Origin of the sequence: Phenylobacterium sp., from assembly GCF_004299445.1 — a bacterium.
Classification (GTDB): domain Bacteria; phylum Pseudomonadota; class Alphaproteobacteria; order Caulobacterales; family Caulobacteraceae; genus Phenylobacterium.
The window spans coordinates 1-18,518 of sequence record NZ_SCTC01000042.1; the positions used below are offsets into that span (position 1 = coordinate 1).

Here is an 18,518-nt window from a genome sequence, read left to right on the forward strand (position 1 = left end):
CCGCGCCTATCGCAACGGCCTGGAGGCCGGCGGGGACCTGGTGGTTCGTGACGAGCGGTCGCTTCGATATGAGGGGCCGCACCAGTTGGAAGCACACGACCTGTTGCAGGCGAGCGACGCTTTTCGCGACTTCCTGGCCGCCCGTCAGCCCGAGTAGACCGTCCTGCCGTCGACGATAGTGCGCAGCACCTTGCCTTGCAGACGACGGCCATCGAACGGCGAGTTCTTCGATTTCGACAGCAGCTTGTCGGCGTCGATCACCACCGGCGCATTGAGGTCGCAAAACACCAGGTCGGCGGGCGCGCCCTTGGCGATCCGTCCCGAGGTCAGACCCAGCAGCCTGGCCGGCGCGATCGTCACCGCGCGGATCAGGTCCATCAGCGGAATGCGGCCCTCGTGGTGGAACGCGAGCAGGGCCGGCAGCAGGGTCTGCAGACCCACGGCGCCCGGGGCGGCCTCGTCGTAGGGCAGGCGCTTGTCCTCGGCCGGGGCCGGCGCATGGGCCGACACGATCACCTGGATCAGGCCCGAGGCCACGGCCTCGATCACCGCCTGGCGGTCGTCCTCGCTGCGCAGCGGCGGGTCCAGCTTGCAGAAGGTGCGATAGTCGCCGATGTCGATCTCGTTGAAGGACAGGTGGTTGATCGACGTCGTCGCCGTCACCGGCAGGCCGCGATCCAGCCCACGCCGCAGGCTCTCAAGGGCGCCGGCGGTGGTCACCTGGTCGACGATGAACGGCGCCCCGGTCAGTTCCACCAGCGCCAGGTCGCGCTCCAGCATGATCCGTTCGGCCACCGCGGGCGCCGACGGCAGACCCATGCGCGCGGCGAACTCGCCCTCGCTGGCCGCCGCGCCGGCGGACAGCCAGGGGTCGGCCGGACGGTGCGCCACGGCCACGCCGAACGCCTTGGCATAGCTCATCACCCGGCGCAGGACCTTGGAGTCGACGATCGGCCGGTCGGCGTCGGTGATGTAGAGGCAGCCCGCCTCGTGCATCAGGCCGATCTCGGCCATCCGCTCGCCCAGGCAGCCCTTTGTCGCGGCGCCGGCGGGATAGACGTTCACGAGCTCGATGTCGCGGGCGCGGCGCAGGACGAAGTCGACCACCGCGGGCTCGTCCATGGCCGGGTGGGTGTCCGGCTGGAGCACCATGGTTGTGACGCCGCCCGCCGCCGCGGCCTGGGCGGCGGACTTCAGCGTCTCCTTGGGCTCGAAGCCGGGCTCGCCGGTCTTGACCCGGATGTCGATCAGGCCGGGGATCAGCAGCGCGCCGCCGGCGTCGATGACCTCGACGTCGCTGGACAGGGCGCCCAGGCCGCTACCCTTCGCGACGTCGGCGATGACGCCCTCGGTGACAATGACGCCACCCGGGCCGTCGTAGCCCGACGCCGGATCGACGATGCGGGCGTTGGTGATCGCGACAGGCCGGCTCAACGCTCGTTCTCCAGCCGGGCCGCCAGCGAGGTCAGGACGGCCATGCGGGCGGCCACGCCCATCTCCACCTGGTCCTGGATCAGGCTCACCGAAAGGTCGTCGGCGACGTCCGAGTCGATCTCGACCCCGCGGTTCATCGGGCCAGGGTGCATCACCCGCACATGTGGCGCGGCGAGGGCCAGCTTTTCGCGGTCCAGTCCGAAGAAGCGGAAATACTCGCGCTGCGACGGCGCCATCACGCCATCCATCCGCTCGAGCTGCAGGCGCAGCATCATGACCACGTCGCAGCCGGCGATGCCCTTGCGCAGGTCGTGGAAGACCTCGACGTTCCAGCGGTCAGCGGCCGACGGGATGAGCGTGGGCGGCCCCACCAGCCGCACGTTGGCCCCCAGCATCTGCAGCATGGCGATGTTCGAGCGCGCCACGCGGCTGTGCATGACGTCGCCGCAGATCGCCACCTTCAGCCCGGCGATCTCACCAAACGCGCGCCGGATCGACAGCGCGTCGAGCAGCGCCTGGGTCGGATGCTCATGCTGCCCGTCCCCCGCGTTGATCACCGAGCAGCCGACTTTCTGCGACAGCAGGCTGGCCGCGCCGGACGAGGCGTGCCGCACCACCAGCAGGTCGGGCTGCATGGCGTTCAGCGTCACCGCCGTGTCGATCAACGTCTCGCCCTTCGAGATCGACGACGACCGCGGGCTCATGTTGACCACGTCGGCCCCCAGCCGCTTACCGGCCAGCTCGAAGCTGGCCTGGGTGCGGGTCGAGTTCTCGAAGAACAGGTTCATCAGCGTCCGACCCTTGAGCAGGTCGAGCTTCTTCGAGGTCTGGCGGTTGAGGCTGACGAATCCGTCGGCGAGATCCAGGAGGTTGGCGACCTCCACCTCGTTCAAGTCCGTCGCCGACAGGAAATGGCGCTTGGGGAAGGAGAAGGTCCGTTGAAGGACCTCGTTCAGACCAGGAGGGGCGCCGCTCATTAAAGCGCCCTCTTAGTGGGGCCCGACCGGCAAGGGAAGCCGACGCGACGGATGATCCCCAGTTTCCTTCGCGGGCGGCATTGTACGGCTTGCCGGGAGGCCTACATCGGCGGGAACCACAAACGCCTGGGGGATTCCGTGACCGTCAGCCTGCACACATTCGTCGATCTGTATTCCAAGGCCCTCACCACCCTGGACAACATCCTGACCAAGGGGGCGGCGTTCGCGGCGTCCAAGGGCGTGTCCGAGGCCGACATGCTGAACTGGCGGCTGGTCGCGACATGAACCCGTTGAGCTTCCAGGCCATGGTCGTGATCAACTTCTCCAAGCAGTGGCCGGCGCGCGTGGCGGGCCTGGAGGTCCCCGAGAGCATCGACGAGACCCTCGACCTGGCCGGCTACAAGGCCGAGATCGCCAAGGCGAAGGACTGGCTCGCCGGCCTCACGGCCGAAAAGCTGGCGGGCCGCGAGGACGTCCCGGTGACCTTCAACCTGGGCATGATGGAGCCGACACTGCCGGGCCAGACCTGGCTGACGGGGTTCTCGACCACGAACGTCTATTTCCACCTGTCGATAGCCTACGCGATCCTGCGCGCCCGGGGCGTCCCGCTGGGCAAACCAGACATGTTCGCCGGCGGGCTGTAATCGGAACGGGTGAGCGGAGCGCCTCTAGGCGTTCCGCAGCCGGTCCAGCGCGCCCTGCAGGATCCAGGCGGCGGCGGCCTTGTCGACCACTTCGGCGCGGCGGGCGCGGGACGTGTCGGCCTCGTCGATCAGCATTCGGTTGACCGCCATCGAGCTCATCCGCTCGTCCCAGAAGGCGATCGGCAGGTCGCGGATACGCAGGACGTTGCGGGCGAAGGCGCGGCAGGACTGGGCGCGGGCGCCCTCGGTTCCGTCCATGTTGACCGGCAGGCCGATGACGATGGCCTGGGCCTCGCGGCTTTCCATCATCTTCGTGAGCGCGGCCAGGTCGTCGGTGAACTTGGTCTTGCGGATCAGGCCCAGCGGGCTGGCGATCGAGCGGCCGGCGTCCGACACCGCTACGCCGATGGTCTTCTCGCCCAGGTCCAGGCCCACCACGGCGGCGTGGCGGGGCAGGAGGGCGGGCAGTTCCAGGAGATCGACGACGGCCATCGCGGCGTCTTAGCACCTGTTTCCGCAGAGGTGTTCGGCGATCTTGCGCCTAGTCCTGTCGGGCCGATCCACCGTATCTGCCGGACCGAACAACCGATCTGGACTTCGAATGACCGACAAGACCGTCGCCTGGCCCGTCAAGACCCGCGAGCTGCTCAACCACCACATGGACTCCACGATCTGGGACCGCTTCGCGTTTCGCGATGACGATGTGATCGTGGCGACCTACGCCAAGTCGGGCACGACCTGGACCCAGCAGATCGTCGGCCAGCTGGTGTTCGCCGGGCGCCCCGACGTGCCGATTCACGACATCTCGCCGTGGCTGGACCTGCGCGTGATGCCGCCCGACACGCTGGAGCGCCTGGAGGCCCAGACGCATCGGCGGATCGTCAAGACCCACCTGCCGCTTGACGCGCTGACGTTCTCGCCGAAGGCCAAGTACCTCTACGTCGCCCGCGACGGCCGCGACGTGGTCTGGAGCCTCTACAACCATCACTGCAGCGGCAACGCGTTCTGGTACCAGCTGCTGAACGAGACGCCCGGCCTCGTGGGCCCGCCGATGCCGGAGCCGGATCCCGACATCCGCAGCTACTTCCGGACCTGGCTGGCTGAGGACGGCTGGCCGTTCTGGGGCTACTGGGACAACATCAGGACATGGTGGGACGCCCGGCGCCTGCCCAACGTCAAGCTCGTCCACTTCGCCGACCTGAAGGCCGACCTGGAAGGCCAGATGCGGGCGATCGCCGACTTCCTGGACTGCGATATCGCCGAGGATCAGTGGCCGACAATCCTCGAGCACTGCTCGTTCGAGTACATGAAGGCCAACGCCGAGAACGTCGCGCCCTTGGGCGGGGCGATCTTCGACGGCGGGGCGAAGTCCTTCATCAACAAGGGCGTCAACGGCCGCTGGCGCGATGTGCTCTCGCCCGACGAGATCGCCGCCTACGAGGCGCGCGCGTTGGCCGAACTGGGGCCCGATTGCGCCCGGTGGCTGGCTCACGGGGGGCTGTAGGGTCTGTCGCCCCGTCACGCGACTTGCAATGGAGGGCCTCCCGCGGCTAACCCACGCCCTCTGAACCGGGCGAGCTGTCGGCGCGCCCGACACTTGCTTGAAATGCGCCCTTCCGATGGATGGGCTTTGGGAGGGATGGTCATGGCCATCGACGCCGCGACCGTACGCAAGGTCGCGAGGCTGGCGCGGATCGCTGAGCCCGAAGAGAAGCTGGACCAGCTCGCCACGGAGCTCTCCGGCATCCTCAACTGGATCGAGCAGTTGAACGAGGTGGACACGGACGGCGTCGAGCCGATGACCACGGCCGTTCACACCACGCTTCCGATGCGCGACGACGTCGTCACCGACGGCGGCGACCCGGCCCGCGTCCTGGGCAACGCGCCCAAGTCCGCCAACAACTTCTTCGTCGTGCCCAAGGTGGTGGAATAGCCATGTCCGAACTCACCGGGCTCACGCTGAAGGCCGCCCTCGAGGGGATGGCGAAAGGCGACTTCTCGTCGGAAGAGATCACCAAGGCGCATCTGGCGGCCATCGAGGCCTCGCGGCCCCTGAACGCCTACGTTGTCGAGACCCCGGAAAAGGCCATCCAGATGGCCCAGGCCTCGGATGCGCGTCGCGCCCGCGGCGAGGCCGGCCCGCTGGAAGGCGCTCCGCTGGGCATCAAGGACCTGTTCTGTACTAAGGGCGTCCAGTCGACCGCCGGGTCGATGATCCTTCGCGGGTTCGAGCCCGCCTACGAGTCGACCGTCACCTCGCAGCTGTGGCGCGACGGCGGCGTCATGCTGGGCAAGCTCAACATGGACGAGTTCGCCATGGGCTCGTCCAACGAGACCTCGGCCTGGGGGCCGGTGGCCAACCCTTGGCGGGCGAGGGGCTCCAACGCCAACCTCACGCCCGGCGGCTCGTCAGGCGGCTCGGCCGCCGCGGTCGCCGCCGATCTCTGCCTGGGGGCCACGGCCACCGACACCGGCGGCTCGATCCGCCAGCCCGCCGCCTTCACCGGCACGGTCGGGATCAAGCCCACCTACGGCCGCTGCTCGCGCTGGGGCATCGTGGCCTTCGCCTCGTCGCTGGACCAGGCCGGGCCGATGGCGCGGACCGTCGAGGACACGGCGCTCCTGCTCACGTCGATGTCGGGCCACGATCCGAAGGACTCGACGAGCTTGCCGATCGAAGTGCCGGATTTTGCGAGCTTCTGCGGCAAGTCCGTGAAAGGCCTGCGGATCGGCATCCCCAAGGAATACCGGGTCGACGGCATGCCCCCGGAGATCGAGAAGCTTTGGGAGCAGGGGATCGCCTGGCTGAAGGACGCCGGCTGCGAGATCGTCGAGGTGAGCCTGCCGCACACCAAGTACGCGCTGCCCGCCTACTACATCATCGCCCCCGCCGAGGCCTCGTCGAACCTGGCCCGCTATGACGGCATGCGCTACGGCCTGCGCGTCGATGGCGCGAACCTGACCGAGACCTACGAGCAGACCCGCGCCCAAGGCTTCGGCGCCGAGGTGAAGCGCCGGATCCTGATCGGCACCTATGTGCTCTCGGCCGGCTATTACGACGCCTATTACCTGAAGGCGCTGAAGGTGCGCCGACGCATCGCCGACGACTTCGACCAGGCCTGGAAGACCTGTGACGCGCTGCTGACGCCCACCGCGCCGTCGGCCGCCTTCGCCCTGGGCGAGAAGTCGGACGATCCGGTGGCGATGTACCTGAACGACATCTTCACGGTGACGGTGAACCTGGCGGGCCTGCCGGGCATGAGCGTGCCGGCCGGCGTGGACGCGGGCGGCCTGCCGCTGGGCCTGCAGCTGATCGGCCGCAACCTGGACGAGGGCACGCTGTTCTCGCTGGGCTCGGCGATCGAGAAGGCCGCCGATTTCCGCGCCAAGCCCCAGAAGTGGTGGTAGCCCGAAAACGAAAGCGCCCGCCGGACTGACCGGCGGGTGCTCCCGTTTCTGACCTGTCGGCGGCTCTTAGAGCTTGTCGAACGCGGCCTGGATTTCCTTCAGCTTCGCGTCGTCGAGAGCGCCTTGGCTCATCGGGGCGACCTGGCTGAGCGTCATCGTGGCGATCTGGTCGTAGAACTGGCTGATCGGCGGCAGGGCGGTTTCGAGGATCGCCTTGGCCTTCTCGTTCTTGATGATGTCGCCGATCGGCGTGGTTTCCACCGACAGCTTGCCCGAGGCAGGCGCAGCGGCCGGGGCGTGATCCTGGTGTTCCTGCGCCACGGCGGGCGCGGAAATCGCGGCCACGGCGAGCGCGGCGGCGAAGGCGAGAGTCTTCATTGGGTGTTCCTTTTCCCCGGTCTAAGCGTCGTTTAGACGCGCAGAAGGTTGAGTCCAATTCGAGGCAAAAGTGCAAGAGGGGATGTGCGCGCGCTGGCAGATTCCGCGGCGGTTGGGTAACACCCGGCCATGAGTGAGACGCAAACCAAAGTGATCCAGGGCCGCACCGGCCCGTGGGAGATGGTCCTGGGCCTGGAAGTGCACGCACAGGTCGCCTCGAACGCCAAGCTGTTCTCGGGCGCCGCCGTGGGCGCCGGGGCTGCGCCGAACGCCCAGGTCAGCCTGGTGGACGCGGCCATGCCCGGCATGCTGCCTGTCATCAACCGCCACTGCGTCGAGCAGGCGATCAAGACCGGTCTGGGCCTGAAGGCGCAGATCAACGAGTGGTCGCGTTTCGACCGGAAGAACTACTTCTATCCCGACCTGCCCCAGGGCTATCAGATCAGCCAGTTCAAGGACCCGATCGTCGGTGAGGGCGAGGTCATCGTCGAGCGCGACGATGGCTCCATCTTCACCGTGCGCATCGAACGGCTGCACCTCGAGCAGGACGCCGGCAAGCTGCTGCACGATCAGGACCCGAACGCCACCTTCGTCGACCTGAACCGCTCGGGCACGGCCCTGATGGAGATCGTGTCGCGACCCGACATGCGCTCGCCGGAAGAGGCGGCCGCCTACGTCAAGAAGCTGCGGACCATCCTGATCTATCTCGGCACGTGCGACGGCGACATGGAGAAGGGCAACCTTCGCGCCGACGTGAATGTGTCGGTCTGCCGCCCCGGCGACTACGAGAAGTTCCGCGCCACGGGTGACTTCAGCCACCTGGGCACGCGCTGCGAGATCAAGAACGTCAACTCGTTCCGCTTCATCCAGCAGGCGATCGAGTTCGAGGCGCGCCGGCAGATCGAGATCCTGGAGGACGGCGGCAAGATCGATCAGGAGACGCGCCTGTTCGATCCCAACAAGGGCGAGACGCGGTCCATGCGTTCCAAGGAAGACGCGATGGACTATCGCTACTTCCCCGAGCCCGATCTTCTGCCCCTGACTCTGGACCCGGCCTGGATCAAGCGCATCGAGGCCGAGCTGCCCGAACTGCCCGACGCCAAGAAGGCGCGCCTGCAGTCGCAGTATGGGCTGACCGCCTACGACGCCGGCGTGCTCATCATCGAGCAAGCCCGCGCCGACTTCTACGAGGCCGCCGCCAAGGGCCGAGACGCCAAGCTGGTGGCGAACTGGGTGACCAACGACCTCGCCGCGCGCCTCACCGCGGGCGGCATCGATATCCAGGACAGCCCGATCCCGCCGGCGGCGATCGCCGAACTCGTGCAACTGATCGAGGAGGGCGTCATCTCCTCCAAGATCGCCAAGGACGTCTTCGAGCGCATGTGGAACGGCGAAGGCGCCGCCTCCGAGATCGTCGAGAAGCAGGGGCTGAAGCAGGTGTCCGACACCGGAGCCCTGGAGAGCATCATCGACGCCTTGATCGCCGCCAACCCCGGCCAGGCGGCCGCGGTGAAGGAGAAGCCTCAGGCCATCGGCTGGTTCGTGGGTCAGGTGATGAAGGAAACCGGCGGCAAGGCGAACCCGGGCGTCATCAACCAGCTGCTGAAGAGCAAGCTGGGGCTTTAGGCCTACTGCACCATGTCGAAGATCTGACCGTCGGAGATCGACACCAGCGCAAAGCCGCCGCCGACGCGCACCCAGGCGAAGCCCGCGGGCGGGGTGCGCAGGCGGTAGCGGCGGTAGTCGTCGACGACGTCGCCGTTGAAGTTCCGCGGCAGGTAGCCCCCGCGCCGGGCGGCCGGCGGCGGCGACGCAAAGCCCTGGGGCCGCGGACCGCCGCCATAGCGCGGGCGCTCGTCGTCCTGCGGGCGAGGCTCATAGCGGGGGCGGGGGGCATAGCGCGAGCGCTCGTCGCCGTAACCCAGCACCGGCGCGCGGCCGCGGTTGGCGTCTGGGTCGCGTCCGGCGGCGCGATCGTCGCGGCGTTCGCCGCGTTCACGCTCTCCGGACTCGCGCGTGCGGTCACGGTCCTGGCGCTCGGTTCGGCCGCGCTCCTGGTCATCCCGCGGCGAGGCGAGCGCCGCCGGCGGAGTCGCGGCGGTGACGCAGGCCACGGCGGCCATAAGGAGGAGCAGGCGCTTCATCTTGGCGCGATCATGGCGAGGCGAGGCTGAACTCTCCCTGAACGCGGCGACAGCGACGTTCTCCACAAAGTGTGGCTTTCAGGCTTCAGTTGGAAGCCTATCGGCCGTCCCTGGCAGCCCGGATAACAGGCTACGCGAGTGCGGCAGGGTGTCTCAGGGGTCATTCCTGTCGATTCGACAACGGCGCTCTTAACCATGTGTTCAGCGCGACCTTGGTTTTCTTCTCCCGTAGACCGGTGAAGGGCTCGAAGAATCGAGCTTGCCGGTCAGTTAGGGATAACGACCATGCTGGCGAGCATCGACACGAAGTCTGATGGCCTGCCGCTGCCGACTCCGGAGGCGACGGGCGACGAGCTGTTCCGACTGGGGCTGCTCTATTCCACGGGTCAGGGCGGCGCGCCGCTCGACTATGTCTCGGCCCATATGCTGTTCAATCTGGCGGCCATGCGTGGCTCGGTCGAGGCCAAGGTCTACCGCAAGGAAATCGCCGACGAGATGGCGACGGACGAAGTGGCCGAGGCCCAGCGCCAGGCCCGCCAGTGGCTGGCTCGGGGCTGATCTGACGGACAAGGTCCCGGCGTTGGGTCCGGGACCTGTTCGAAGGCAAGTGACTGACTGTCGGCTACCCGACAGTTGTCCGTAAGCTTAGCTGTGCGGCTGCAAGCACTGCCATTAGCTTGCCTCAATATCTCGTAGCCAAGCCGCTCATTGAGGCAGAGCTTACGTTGATCGGTTTCTGTCGTCGGGCGGGGGTATATTCCCCTGATGATTGTAAAACGGCCCCGGTCAGGGTTTCCCTGGAACAAATGTGACCAAAATTTGTTTGAGCGCCCAGGGACACTCTCTGGAGGCTTCTCAGTGAACAAGCTTGCTCTCGCCACATCGGCCACGATCCTCATGTTCGGCGGGTCATCCGCCGTGGCGGCCACCTACGTCGATCCGTGGACCGTATCGGCCACGGGCAACATCTCCGTCGTTTTCGGTAACAACGGCTTCGACGTCGCTGGCGCCGAAAGCATCCCCGGCGAGACGGTCAGCACCAGCATCTACAACGGCGCAACGGACGCCTTCACCGACACCTTCGATTTCTTCCTTCCGAACGGTATCGTCGGCTTCACGCTCAGCTCGATCGGCTTCGCCGCCAACAGCTCGATCCAGGCGATCTCGATGAGCTTCAACGGGAACAACATCCCGCTCACCCTCACCAACAACGCCAGCGGCGGCGTGACGGTGACCGCCTCCAGCGGCGCCTTCCCGGTGAGCTTCGGCGCATCCCAGCAGCTCATCATCTCCGGCACGGCGGGTCCCGACGCGGTCTACGGCGCGACGGCGACCTTCGAACGTGCCAGGGCGGCGGTTCCCGAACCCGCCAGCTGGGCTCTGATGATCGCCGGCTTCGGCGGCGCGGGCGCCATGCTCCGTCGGCGCAACACGGCGCGCGGCCTGGCTCACGCCTGATCGCTGCGGGCTCAACGTGAACGACGCCCCGGCCGCATGCTCGGGGCGTCGTGCGTTCAGGGAGTGAATTCGACGCGCCCGAGCGGCTAGGCAGATCGCCTTTGGTCCGCTAGAACCGCCCTCCCGCGGGCGCACGCCGTCCGCGCGCTGGTGACGTGGCCGAGTGGCTGAAGGCAACGGTTTGCTAAATCGTCATACGTGAAAGCGTATCGAGGGTTCGAATCCCTCCGTCACCGCCACCCCCTTCGAGTTCGAGAGGAAGTATCGAGCTTCGGCAGGACCAGTCGACCTTGCTGGGCTGCCAGGCTGGCACGCTAAGGACCGCGTGAAACTCAACGCTAGCGACGCCTCCTCTTGAGAGGCCCGATACTCGTTCAGGTTCTAAGCGAAGATCGTCGCCTTAGTGCGGCGCATGTGATGCCGAACCCATGGAGGAGGCATGTCCAGATGGTAGGTTCAGGGGTGGGGGATCCGCTCGTGAGGTATCCAGGGCCGCCCACGGTGTTGTGGGCATGCCAATAGGTGAAATCCGGTGCATAGAGCGGCGTCTGAACGTGATAGTTACACGACCGTGGATCAAAATCTCGATCGTCGATGTACACGCTGGTGGGGTGAAGATTGAATATCGGAAGTGAGCTATATTGTCTTTCAAGCTCGCGATAATTGTATACCTGGTTCGTATCGGTTAGCGCCCGAATAAAAGACCGCTTGTTCATTCACTCTGACTACCATATTCGTGAATTCGAACCCTGAAGAGCCATCCTCATAGGGCTCCTCGTACGTCGCGTACGCCCTCAGATACCAAGCGCCAAATGTCAGGTCGCCGCTCTCAAGCGTGAGGGAATAGTCGGTGTTTGGGGCGAACGCGGTGCCGGGTGATACGACCAGCACTCCGAATCCGTTGTCGTCAGCGTCCGGCGGGATAATGTAACCGTACTCAACGGTTTCCGCTCGGGCTTGGCCCGTCAAACTCAGCGCCGCGATTGTAAGCGCCAGTACTAAAAGTGGAATTCCTGGCATGCTCACCCCCAAAGTGCATTGGGGGCTTCTGCGCCCTTTGGTGTCAACGCTACGCCACCGGCACTTGAATGACCCCACGGCGCCGTGGAGGGATGTTCGCACGGCTGCGGGAGTCAGCCGGCGAGGGAAGCGGACGTGCAGCGATACGACCTGATTATCGTGGGCGGCGGCATCGGCGGCTCGGCCCTGGCGCAGGTGATGGCGCAGGCCGGCAAGTCGGTCCTGCTGCTGGAACAGTCCGAGGTCTACCAGGACCGGGTCCGCGGCGAGTGGATCGCGCCGTGGGGCGTCGACGAGGTGAAGCGCCTGGGGCTGTACGACCTGCTCATGAACGCCGGCGGCCACCACATCACCCATCATGTCACCTTCGACGAGGGCAGGGACCCGGCTGCGGCCGAGGCCGAAGCCCTTCCGCTGAGCCTCTTCCGCGAAGGCGTGCCGGGCCCGCTTTGCCTGGGCCACCCGAAGCACTGCCAGACGCTGTTCGATGCCGCGAAGGCGGCCGGCGCGCAGGCGCATCGTGGAGTGCGCGTCGCCAGCGTGGAGGTCGGCGCGTCGCCCCGCGTGACCTTCGAGGTCGGGGGCGAGACCCGCGAGGCCTCGGCCCGTCTGGTCGTCGGCGCCGACGGCCGCACGTCGCACGTGCGCGAGACGGCCGCCATCACGCTGCATCAGGACAAGCCGCACCACTGGTTCGCGGGCCTCCTGGTCGAGGGCGCGCCGGGCTGGCGCGACGATCTCCAGGCCATCGGCACCGAGGGCGACTTCGGCTTCCTGGCGTTCCCCCAGGGCGGCGGCAGGATCCGCCTCTACGGCGGCTATGCGTTGGACGAGGCCCGGCGCTTCAAGGGCGAGGATGGCCCGCGCCGCTTCCTGGACGCCTTCCGGCTGAACTGCAGCCCTGAGAACCGCCATATCGTGGACGGCACGCCCGCCGGGCCGCTGTTCAGCTACATCAATGCCGACGCCTGGACGGACCAGCCCTTCGCGCCCGGCGTGGTTCTGGTCGGCGATGCGGCCGGCTGGAACGATCCCATCATCGGGCTGGGCCTGTCGATCACCTACCGCGACGTCCGGATCGTCAGCGACATCCTGAAGGCGTCAGACGATTGGTCCGTGGCCGCCTTCGCGCCGTATGCCGAGGAGCGCGCCGAGCGGATGCGGCGGCTTCGCTTCGCCGGTCAGATCCAGTCGGCCCTCGACATGGAATTCGGCGAGGCGGCCAGGGCGCGCCGCCACAGCTATCATGAGCGCGCCGCCGCCGACCCGTCGCTTCGGATGCACTCGTTCGCCGTCATGGCGGGGCCCGAGACCCTTCCGCCCGAGGCCTTCACCGAAGAGCACCGCGCCCGCGTGCTGGGAACCGCGTAATGGACATCGCCGACTACAACGCCCGCTGGCTGCAGGCCTGGACCGACAAGGACGTGGACCGCCTCTGCGGCTTCTACGCCGAGGACTGCGACTACAAGGATCCCCAGACGCCGGCCGGCCTCAAGGGGCAGGAGGCCCTTCGTGCGTACCTCACCGGCCTCTTCGCCGCGACGCCGGCCATCACCTATACGCCCGACGAGACCTGGCCGATCCCCGGGGGGTTCTGCGGCCGCTGGTATGCCGAGTTCGAGCACGAGGGCGTGAAGGGCCGGATGCGCGGCTTCGACCTCGTCATCCTCGACGGCGACCGGATCGCGCTGAACGAAGTCTACGTCCACCAGCTGCCCGCATGACGACCCCCGACATCCGCCGGCCGGCCGCCATCGACGCCGCCTGGCTCACCGCCGTGCTGCAGCAGGCCGGCGTCGATGCAGTGGTGAAGTCGTTCGAGGCCAAGAACGTCGGCACCGGCCAGATCGGCGAGAGCGTGCGCTTCAAGCTGACGTACGAACGCGACGCGGAGGACGCCCCGCGGTCGCTGGTGGGCAAGTTCCCGTCGCCCGACGAGACCAGCCGCGGCACCGGCATCATGCTGGGCAACTACCTGCGCGAGGTGCGCTTCTACCAGCAGCTCGCCCCCCGGGCCCAGGTGCAGACGCCGCGCTGCTGGTTCACCGACACGGACGCCACGGGCGGCGAGTTCGTGCTGATGATGGAGGACCTCGCCCCGGCCGAGCAGGGCGACCAGCTCAAGGGCGTGACGCTGGATCAGGCGAAGCTGGTGGTGGAACAGGCGGCCCGACTTCACGGCTCCTTCTGGGGGGACGAGAGCCTGGACGATCTGCCGTGGGTCCAGGGCTCGAAGGCGGCGCCGGCCAGCGCGGTCACGCCCGACCTTGTCGGCAACCTGTGGCAGGGCTTCCGCGCCCGCTATGCCGAGCGTCTGCAGCCGCACTGGATCGAAGTGGGCGAGGCGCTGACCAGCCGCTGGAGCCAGTTCGGCGGGCGCGAGACGGGGCCACGCACCCTGGCTCACCACGATTTCCGCCCGGACAACATGATGTTCGGCACGGCCGCGGGCGGCCATCCGGTCACCGTGCTGGACTGGCAGTCCTTCACCTATGCGGTCGGCGCCACCGACGTGGCCTACTTCCTGGCGGGCGCCTTGCCTGCGGACGTCCGGCGGGCGCACGAGGCCGAGCTGCTGGCGCTGTACCACGCGGAGCTCACCCGTCTGGGCGTCACCGGCTATTCTATGGACGACCTCCGGCGCGACTATGGCGTCGGCGCCTTCCAGCTGTTCCTGACGGCGTTTTTCGCCTCGATGGTGGTGATCCAGACGCCGCGCGGGGACGACATGTTCATGCAGATGCTGGGCAGCGCCGCCGACCACATCCTGGACCACAACGCGCTGTCGGCGCTTGCTTAGAGGACTGCCCCTTGGAACTGATCCTGGTCCGCCACGGCCTACCCGAACGCCGCCACGACACCTCCGATCCGCCGCTTTCGTCCGTGGGTCACGAGCAGGCGAGGCGCGTGGCCGCCTGGCTTGCGCACGAAAAGATCGATGCGGTCTTCTCCTCGACCATGCTGCGCGCGCGTCAGACGGCCGAGCCCTACGCAGCGTTGCGGGGGCATGACGTCGACTGCCACGACGGCATCTGCGAGTTCGACCGCGCCTCCGGGAGCTACGTCCCGATGGAAGAGCTCAAGCGCGACAACTACGAGGCCTGGCTGGCCATGGCGACCGGCGATCACGGCCATGACATCGGGACGTTCCACGAGACCGTCGTCGAGACGCTGGAGGGGATCGTCGAGGCCAATTCGGGGCGCCGGGTGGTCGTGTTCTGCCACGGGGGCGTGATCAACGTCTGGACCGCCCATGTCCTGGGGATGACGCCGCGCCTGTTCTTCGAGCCCGACTACACATCCGTCCACCGCTACATGTGCGCCCGGACCGGCCAGCGGAACGTGGTCTGCCTCAACGACCGGGGCCACCTGAGAGAGCCGATCGGCGCCGCCTGAAGCCTCGTCGCGCTTTTTTGCGTCTGGTATGTGAACGCTGATCAGTTATCCTAGGGTCAACACCTCAGGGATGGGATCTGGCATGGCTGCTGTCGAGCACTTCGACGTCTTGATCGTGGGCGCGGGCCTTTCAGGCGTCGGCGCCGGGTATCACCTCAAGACGGCGTGTCCGGACCGCAGCTACGTCATCCTTGAGGGCCGCGACGCCATCGGCGGCACCTGGGACCTGTTCCGCTATCCCGGCATCCGCTCGGACAGCGACATGTACACCCTGGGCTATGCCTTCAAGCCGTGGACCGAGGCCAAGGCCATCGCCGACGGGCCGTCGATCCTGAAGTACGTGCGAGAAACGGCGTCCGAGAACGGCATCGACCGGCACATCCGCTACAATCACAGGGTCAAGCGGGCGTCGTGGTCGACCGCGGACGCCCGGTGGACCATCGAGGCCGAGGTCGCGGGCAAGATCCAGCAGTTCACCGCCCACTTCGTGTTCCTCTGCGGCGGCTACTATTCGTACGAGGGCGGCTACACGCCGGAGTACCCGGGCGTCGAAACCTTCAAGGGCGCGCTGGTCCACCCGCAGAAGTGGCCCGAGGACCTCGACTATGCCGGCAAGAAGGTCGTGGTGATCGGTTCGGGGGCCACGGCCGTGACCCTGGTGCCCGAGATGGCCAAGACCGCCGGCCACGTGACCATGCTGCAGCGCTCGCCCACCTACGTCGTCAGCCGTCCCGCCGAGGACAAGATGGCCAACTGGCTGCGCTCCAAGCTGCCGGGCAAGCTGGCCTACGACATCGTGCGCTGGCGCAACGTGTTGTTCGGCATGTACTTCTTCAACCTGGCGCGAAAGAAGCCCGAGGCCGTAAAAGCCAATATCATCAAGATGGTGCGCGACCAGCTTGGTCCGGACTACGACGTCGATCGGCACTTTACGCCCAGCTACAACCCCTGGGACCAGCGGCTCTGCCTGGTGCCCGATGCGGACATGTTCAACGAGATCAAGTCCGGCCGCGCCTCGGTCGTCACGGACCACATCGAGACGTTCACCGAGACCGGCATCCGTCTGAAGTCGGGTCAGGAGCTGCAGGCCGATGTCGTGGTCTCGGCGACCGGCCTGGTGCTGGAAGTCTGGAACGGCATCGAGGTCAGCGTCGATGGCGCGCGGATCGATGCGTCCAGGACGCTCGCTTACAAGGGCATGATGTACGAGGGCGTGCCGAACCTGGCCTCGGCCTTCGGCTACACCAACGCCTCCTGGACGCTGAAGTGCGACCTGACGTGCGAGTATGTCTGTCGCGTGCTGAACCACCTCAAGGCCACCGGCCAGCGCCAGGCGACGCCCGTGAATACCGACCCGTCGGTGACCTTCGAGCCCTGGCTCGATTTCTCGTCGGGCTACGTTCAGCGCGCCATGGCCAAGTTCCCCAAGCAGGGCGACAGGGTCCCGTGGAAACTGAACCAGAACTACGCGATGGATCTGATGAGCCTGCGTTACGCCAAGCTCGAGGACGGCGTCCTGCGCTTCGGCAATCGCGTTGGTCAGGCCGTGAAGGCGCCGGAAAAGCTCGCCGCCTGACGGTTGACTTACGTTCGTAATCTTGCTCCGAGTTACGTCTGTAACCTGGAGTGCTTCGATTGCGCACGCACCGAAAGTCCGCGCCGGGCTGGTTGTGGCCCGCCATGGGCGCCTTGGCCGTGACACTGCTCCTCGGCGGGTTGACGGCGCGCTATCTGACCATCCGCGCCACGCGCATCGCCGACGCCAAGGCCTGGACGGTCGCGGGGCCGCCGTGCCCCGAGGTCACCGAGGCCGAGATGATGCAGGAGCTGGGCGCCGGCCTGCGCAGCTTCGAGTACGGGGCGGCCACCTTCGTCCGTCGGCGCGGCGAGGTGGAGTGCGCCCCGATCTATGAGAACGGCGGCCGAGGCGACACATTCCATCCGGTCTGCCGATTCTCGCGGCCGGGGGACGTCCAGGTGCGGACGGTGGACGGCGCCTGGCAATTCCGCCCGGGCCCCGGCCGGCCGGTGGTGGTGACGGTTTCGCCCGGCGGCGGGGCCAGCTGCGTGATGGCCGGGTCGCCGGCAAGGTCGAGGGGACTGGGATGAAGCCGCGCCGACGCAAGCTCACCAACGGCCAGAAGCTGGCCATGGCCGGCGGGCTGCTGATCTTCCTCGGCTTCGCGGGCTGGCTGTATGGCGGCGACTATCTGCGCCAGCGCGACCTGGCGTTCGGTCGGGCGGCCGAGGCGAAGGTCGAGGGACCGCCGTGCCCGCAACTGACCGAGAACGAGTTCACCGCCCGCAAGCTGAAGGCGCCCAAGGCCACCAACTACGAGAACGTCGTGTTCGGCCGCCAGTTCGGCCACATGGACTGTCGCGCCCTGCGATACGGGGCAGGGTGGGGGACCGAGACCTATCCGGTCTGCCAGTTCACCAGCCCCAGCACCTTGACGGTCACGACGGACAAGGGCCGCTGGTTCTTCGCGCCGGGACCGGGGAAGCCGGCGACCGTCGCTGTTCCCCGCGGCGAGGCGCGCTGCGTCATGGACTCGAACTTCACCCTGCCTGGGTAGGCGCTCAGTTCGGTGCGAAGCAGTCCGGAATGCTGCGTTCGACGGGCACCGGGGCCTCGGCGCCGCCTGCGCCGCCCAGAGGCCGGCGGGAGGTTACGAAATGTCCGGAGTCCGGCGGAGGATACCGGCCGGGGCGCGTCTTGGGCCGCGAAAGCTGAGCCTTCAGGCGCGACAGGAGATCGTCGAGGCTCTCGTCCGAGCCCGTCAGATCCTGGCGGAAGCTGCGCTCTTGCATGGGGCGGCGTTATACGCCTGTCGGGCGAGTGATTCTACCCATGCGGAACCGGGGAGGTGTGCTAGGCGGGAAGGTCAGGGCTCACAAATTCGAGAACACGGAGGAACCAAGATGAAGCTCTATACGTCGATCGGACCCAACCCGCGGGTCGTGAAGATGTTCATGGCCGAGAAGGGCGTCGACCTGGATCGCATCGAGGTCGACCTGCGCTCGGGCGAGAACCGCAAGGCGCCCTATCTGTCGGTCAATCCGGCGGGCCAGACCCCGGCCCTGGAGCTGGACGACGGCAGCCACATCACCGAGATCACGGCCATCTGCGAGTACCTCGAGGAGCACACGCCGAACCCGCCGCTGATCGGCACCACGTCCGAGGAACGCGCCCACACGCGGATGTGGACCCGCCGCGTCGACCTGAAGGTTTGCGAGCCGCTGGCCAACGGCTTCCGCTTTGGCGAGGGCCTGGCGATGTTCGAAAGCCGCCTGCGCTGCCTGCCCGAGGCCTCTGCGGGCCTCAAGGCCATCGCCCAGGACGGGGTCGCGTGGATCGACGAAAACATGCAGGGGCCCTGGATCGGCGGCGCCCGCTTCACCCTGGCCGACATCCTGCTGTTCGCCTTCCTCGACTTCGGGGCGATCGTGGGTCAGCCGCTGGATCCGAAGAACAAGCGGATCGTCGACTGGTTCGAACGCGTGAAGGCGCGGCCCAGCGCGGCGGCGAGCGCCTAGCCAGACTGGGACTTTCCCTCTCCTCCGAGGGGACAGCTCGCCAAACGCGAGCAGGGTGGGGAAGTGCGGGCCGGAGTGCTGACGTCAGTAAGGATCGCGACCTCCCCACCCGTCTCCCCCGG

20 protein-coding genes, 1 tRNA gene and 1 pseudogene are annotated in these 18,518 nt (G+C 67.2%); 16 read left to right on the forward strand and 6 right to left on the reverse strand.

Features of this window, described 5'->3' with window-relative positions; translation table 11 throughout:
- Positions 1 to 144 precede the first annotated feature (144 nt).
- Entirely contained in the window at positions 145 to 1,434 is a 1,290-nt protein-coding gene (pyrC, locus tag EPN98_RS10930; RefSeq protein ID WP_293362730.1) for a dihydroorotase, read from the reverse strand.
- A complete protein-coding gene (locus EPN98_RS10935) occupies positions 1,431 to 2,411 on the reverse strand; it encodes an aspartate carbamoyltransferase catalytic subunit (protein ID WP_293362731.1) in 981 nt (326 codons plus the stop codon). The genes pyrC and EPN98_RS10935 overlap by 4 nt, the downstream gene beginning before the upstream one ends.
- 51 nt (positions 2,412 to 2,462) lie before the next feature.
- Between EPN98_RS10935 and EPN98_RS10940 the strand changes: the two are divergent.
- Positions 2,463 to 3,055, forward strand: a pseudogene (locus EPN98_RS10940) (DUF1993 domain-containing protein).
- Positions 3,056 to 3,079: 24 nt separating this feature from the next.
- Here EPN98_RS10940 and ruvX read toward each other — a convergent pair.
- On the reverse strand, positions 3,080 to 3,547 hold the full coding sequence (gene ruvX / locus EPN98_RS10945; RefSeq protein ID WP_293362732.1) for a Holliday junction resolvase RuvX: 468 nt from the start codon (positions 3,545 to 3,547) through the stop codon (positions 3,080 to 3,082).
- A gap of 109 nt (positions 3,548 to 3,656) precedes the next feature.
- Here ruvX and EPN98_RS10950 point away from each other — a divergent pair, with 109 nt between their 5' ends.
- The 3 genes from EPN98_RS10950 to gatA all read left to right on the forward strand — a co-directional run bounded on the left by EPN98_RS10950 (position 3,657) and on the right by gatA (position 6,463).
- Complete coding sequence (locus tag EPN98_RS10950; RefSeq protein WP_293362733.1) at positions 3,657 to 4,559, forward strand: sulfotransferase domain-containing protein; 903 nt, start codon at positions 3,657 to 3,659, stop codon at positions 4,557 to 4,559.
- Positions 4,560 to 4,700: 141 nt separating this feature from the next.
- Positions 4,701 to 4,988 carry an Asp-tRNA(Asn)/Glu-tRNA(Gln) amidotransferase subunit GatC gene (gene gatC, locus EPN98_RS10955; RefSeq protein ID WP_293362734.1) on the forward strand — a complete coding sequence of 96 codons (288 nt, stop codon included), beginning with the start codon at positions 4,701 to 4,703 and terminating at the stop codon, positions 4,986 to 4,988.
- A 2-nt stretch (positions 4,989 to 4,990) separates the two neighbouring features.
- Positions 4,991 to 6,463 (forward strand): Asp-tRNA(Asn)/Glu-tRNA(Gln) amidotransferase subunit GatA, encoded by a 1,473-nt coding sequence (gatA, locus tag EPN98_RS10960; protein ID WP_293362735.1) that lies wholly within the window; start codon positions 4,991 to 4,993, stop codon positions 6,461 to 6,463.
- Positions 6,464 to 6,529: 66 nt separating this feature from the next.
- On the opposite strand, the gene EPN98_RS10965 is transcribed toward gatA, so the two are convergent.
- The gene (locus tag EPN98_RS10965; protein ID WP_293362736.1) at positions 6,530 to 6,841 is read right to left on the reverse strand and encodes a hypothetical protein; all 312 of its coding nucleotides are present in this window, start codon (positions 6,839 to 6,841) and stop codon (positions 6,530 to 6,532) included.
- Between the two features lie 129 nt (positions 6,842 to 6,970).
- On the opposite strand from EPN98_RS10965, the gene gatB reads away from it, so the two are divergent.
- Positions 6,971 to 8,467 carry an Asp-tRNA(Asn)/Glu-tRNA(Gln) amidotransferase subunit GatB gene (gene gatB, locus EPN98_RS10970; protein ID WP_293362737.1) on the forward strand — a complete coding sequence of 499 codons (1,497 nt, stop codon included), beginning with the start codon at positions 6,971 to 6,973 and terminating at the stop codon, positions 8,465 to 8,467.
- Positions 8,468 to 8,469: 2 nt separating this feature from the next.
- On the opposite strand, the gene EPN98_RS10975 is transcribed toward gatB, so the two are convergent.
- A complete protein-coding gene (locus EPN98_RS10975) occupies positions 8,470 to 8,985 on the reverse strand; it encodes an RcnB family protein (RefSeq protein ID WP_293362738.1) in 516 nt (171 codons plus the stop codon).
- A 285-nt stretch (positions 8,986 to 9,270) separates the two neighbouring features.
- On the opposite strand from EPN98_RS10975, the gene EPN98_RS10980 reads away from it, so the two are divergent.
- The 10 genes from EPN98_RS10980 to EPN98_RS11025 all read left to right on the forward strand — a co-directional run bounded on the left by EPN98_RS10980 (position 9,271) and on the right by EPN98_RS11025 (position 17,435).
- Positions 9,271 to 9,543, forward strand: coding sequence for a sel1 repeat family protein (locus EPN98_RS10980; RefSeq protein WP_293362739.1), 273 nt, complete (start codon positions 9,271 to 9,273; stop codon positions 9,541 to 9,543).
- 300 nt (positions 9,544 to 9,843) lie between these two features.
- Entirely contained in the window at positions 9,844 to 10,443 is a 600-nt protein-coding gene (locus EPN98_RS10985) for an FxDxF family PEP-CTERM protein (RefSeq protein WP_293362740.1), read from the forward strand.
- 149 nt (positions 10,444 to 10,592) lie between these two features.
- Positions 10,593 to 10,682: transfer RNA gene (locus EPN98_RS10990), tRNA-Ser, on the forward strand.
- 916 nt (positions 10,683 to 11,598) lie between these two features.
- The gene (locus EPN98_RS10995; protein ID WP_293362741.1) at positions 11,599 to 12,834 is read left to right on the forward strand and encodes an FAD-dependent monooxygenase; all 1,236 of its coding nucleotides are present in this window, start codon (positions 11,599 to 11,601) and stop codon (positions 12,832 to 12,834) included.
- Positions 12,834 to 13,187: a nuclear transport factor 2 family protein gene (locus EPN98_RS11000; RefSeq protein ID WP_293362742.1), complete on the forward strand. Its 354-nt coding sequence runs from the start codon at positions 12,834 to 12,836 to the stop codon at positions 13,185 to 13,187. The genes EPN98_RS10995 and EPN98_RS11000 overlap by 1 nt, the downstream gene beginning before the upstream one ends.
- Positions 13,184 to 14,263: a phosphotransferase gene (locus tag EPN98_RS11005; RefSeq protein ID WP_293362743.1), complete on the forward strand. Its 1,080-nt coding sequence runs from the start codon at positions 13,184 to 13,186 to the stop codon at positions 14,261 to 14,263. The genes EPN98_RS11000 and EPN98_RS11005 overlap by 4 nt, the downstream gene beginning before the upstream one ends.
- 11 nt (positions 14,264 to 14,274) lie before the next feature.
- Positions 14,275 to 14,859 carry a histidine phosphatase family protein gene (locus tag EPN98_RS11010; protein WP_293362744.1) on the forward strand — a complete coding sequence of 195 codons (585 nt, stop codon included), beginning with the start codon at positions 14,275 to 14,277 and terminating at the stop codon, positions 14,857 to 14,859.
- 82 nt (positions 14,860 to 14,941) lie between these two features.
- Positions 14,942 to 16,435 (forward strand): NAD(P)/FAD-dependent oxidoreductase, encoded by a 1,494-nt coding sequence (locus tag EPN98_RS11015; protein ID WP_293362745.1) that lies wholly within the window; start codon positions 14,942 to 14,944, stop codon positions 16,433 to 16,435.
- 119 nt (positions 16,436 to 16,554) lie between these two features.
- Complete coding sequence (locus tag EPN98_RS11020; protein WP_293362746.1) at positions 16,555 to 16,968, forward strand: hypothetical protein; 414 nt, start codon at positions 16,555 to 16,557, stop codon at positions 16,966 to 16,968.
- The gene (locus EPN98_RS11025; RefSeq protein WP_293362747.1) at positions 16,965 to 17,435 is read left to right on the forward strand and encodes a hypothetical protein; all 471 of its coding nucleotides are present in this window, start codon (positions 16,965 to 16,967) and stop codon (positions 17,433 to 17,435) included. Before EPN98_RS11020 ends, EPN98_RS11025 begins: the two co-directional genes overlap by 4 nt.
- Before the next feature lie 4 nt (positions 17,436 to 17,439).
- Here the strand turns inward: EPN98_RS11025 and EPN98_RS11030 are convergent, their stop codons facing one another.
- The gene (locus EPN98_RS11030; RefSeq protein ID WP_293362748.1) at positions 17,440 to 17,670 is read right to left on the reverse strand and encodes a hypothetical protein; all 231 of its coding nucleotides are present in this window, start codon (positions 17,668 to 17,670) and stop codon (positions 17,440 to 17,442) included.
- A 111-nt stretch (positions 17,671 to 17,781) separates the two neighbouring features.
- On the opposite strand from EPN98_RS11030, the gene EPN98_RS11035 reads away from it, so the two are divergent.
- On the forward strand, positions 17,782 to 18,396 hold the full coding sequence (locus EPN98_RS11035; RefSeq protein WP_293362749.1) for a glutathione S-transferase family protein: 615 nt from the start codon (positions 17,782 to 17,784) through the stop codon (positions 18,394 to 18,396).
- The last annotated feature ends 122 nt before the right edge of the window (positions 18,397 to 18,518 follow it).

Coding starts and splice junctions, on each gene's coding strand:
- EPN98_RS10935 (WP_293362731.1), bottom strand. CDS start 2,411: ATGAGCGGCGCCCCTCCTGGTCTGAACGAGGTCCTTCAACGGACCTTC.
- ruvX (WP_293362732.1), bottom strand. CDS start 3,547: ATGGCCGTCGTCGATCTCCTGGAACTGCCCGCCCTCCTGCCCCGCCAC.
- EPN98_RS10950 (WP_293362733.1), top strand. CDS start 3,657: ATGACCGACAAGACCGTCGCCTGGCCCGTCAAGACCCGCGAGCTGCTC.
- gatC (WP_293362734.1), top strand. CDS start 4,701: ATGGCCATCGACGCCGCGACCGTACGCAAGGTCGCGAGGCTGGCGCGG.
- gatA (WP_293362735.1), top strand. CDS start 4,991: ATGTCCGAACTCACCGGGCTCACGCTGAAGGCCGCCCTCGAGGGGATG.
- EPN98_RS10965 (WP_293362736.1), bottom strand. CDS start 6,841: ATGAAGACTCTCGCCTTCGCCGCCGCGCTCGCCGTGGCCGCGATTTCC.
- gatB (WP_293362737.1), top strand. CDS start 6,971: ATGAGTGAGACGCAAACCAAAGTGATCCAGGGCCGCACCGGCCCGTGG.
- EPN98_RS10975 (WP_293362738.1), bottom strand. CDS start 8,985: ATGAAGCGCCTGCTCCTCCTTATGGCCGCCGTGGCCTGCGTCACCGCC.
- EPN98_RS10980 (WP_293362739.1), top strand. CDS start 9,271: ATGCTGGCGAGCATCGACACGAAGTCTGATGGCCTGCCGCTGCCGACT.
- EPN98_RS11000 (WP_293362742.1), top strand. CDS start 12,834: ATGGACATCGCCGACTACAACGCCCGCTGGCTGCAGGCCTGGACCGAC.
- EPN98_RS11005 (WP_293362743.1), top strand. CDS start 13,184: ATGACGACCCCCGACATCCGCCGGCCGGCCGCCATCGACGCCGCCTGG.
- EPN98_RS11015 (WP_293362745.1), top strand. CDS start 14,942: ATGGCTGCTGTCGAGCACTTCGACGTCTTGATCGTGGGCGCGGGCCTT.
- EPN98_RS11025 (WP_293362747.1), top strand. CDS start 16,965: ATGAAGCCGCGCCGACGCAAGCTCACCAACGGCCAGAAGCTGGCCATG.
- EPN98_RS11030 (WP_293362748.1), bottom strand. CDS start 17,670: ATGCAAGAGCGCAGCTTCCGCCAGGATCTGACGGGCTCGGACGAGAGC.
- EPN98_RS11035 (WP_293362749.1), top strand. CDS start 17,782: ATGAAGCTCTATACGTCGATCGGACCCAACCCGCGGGTCGTGAAGATG.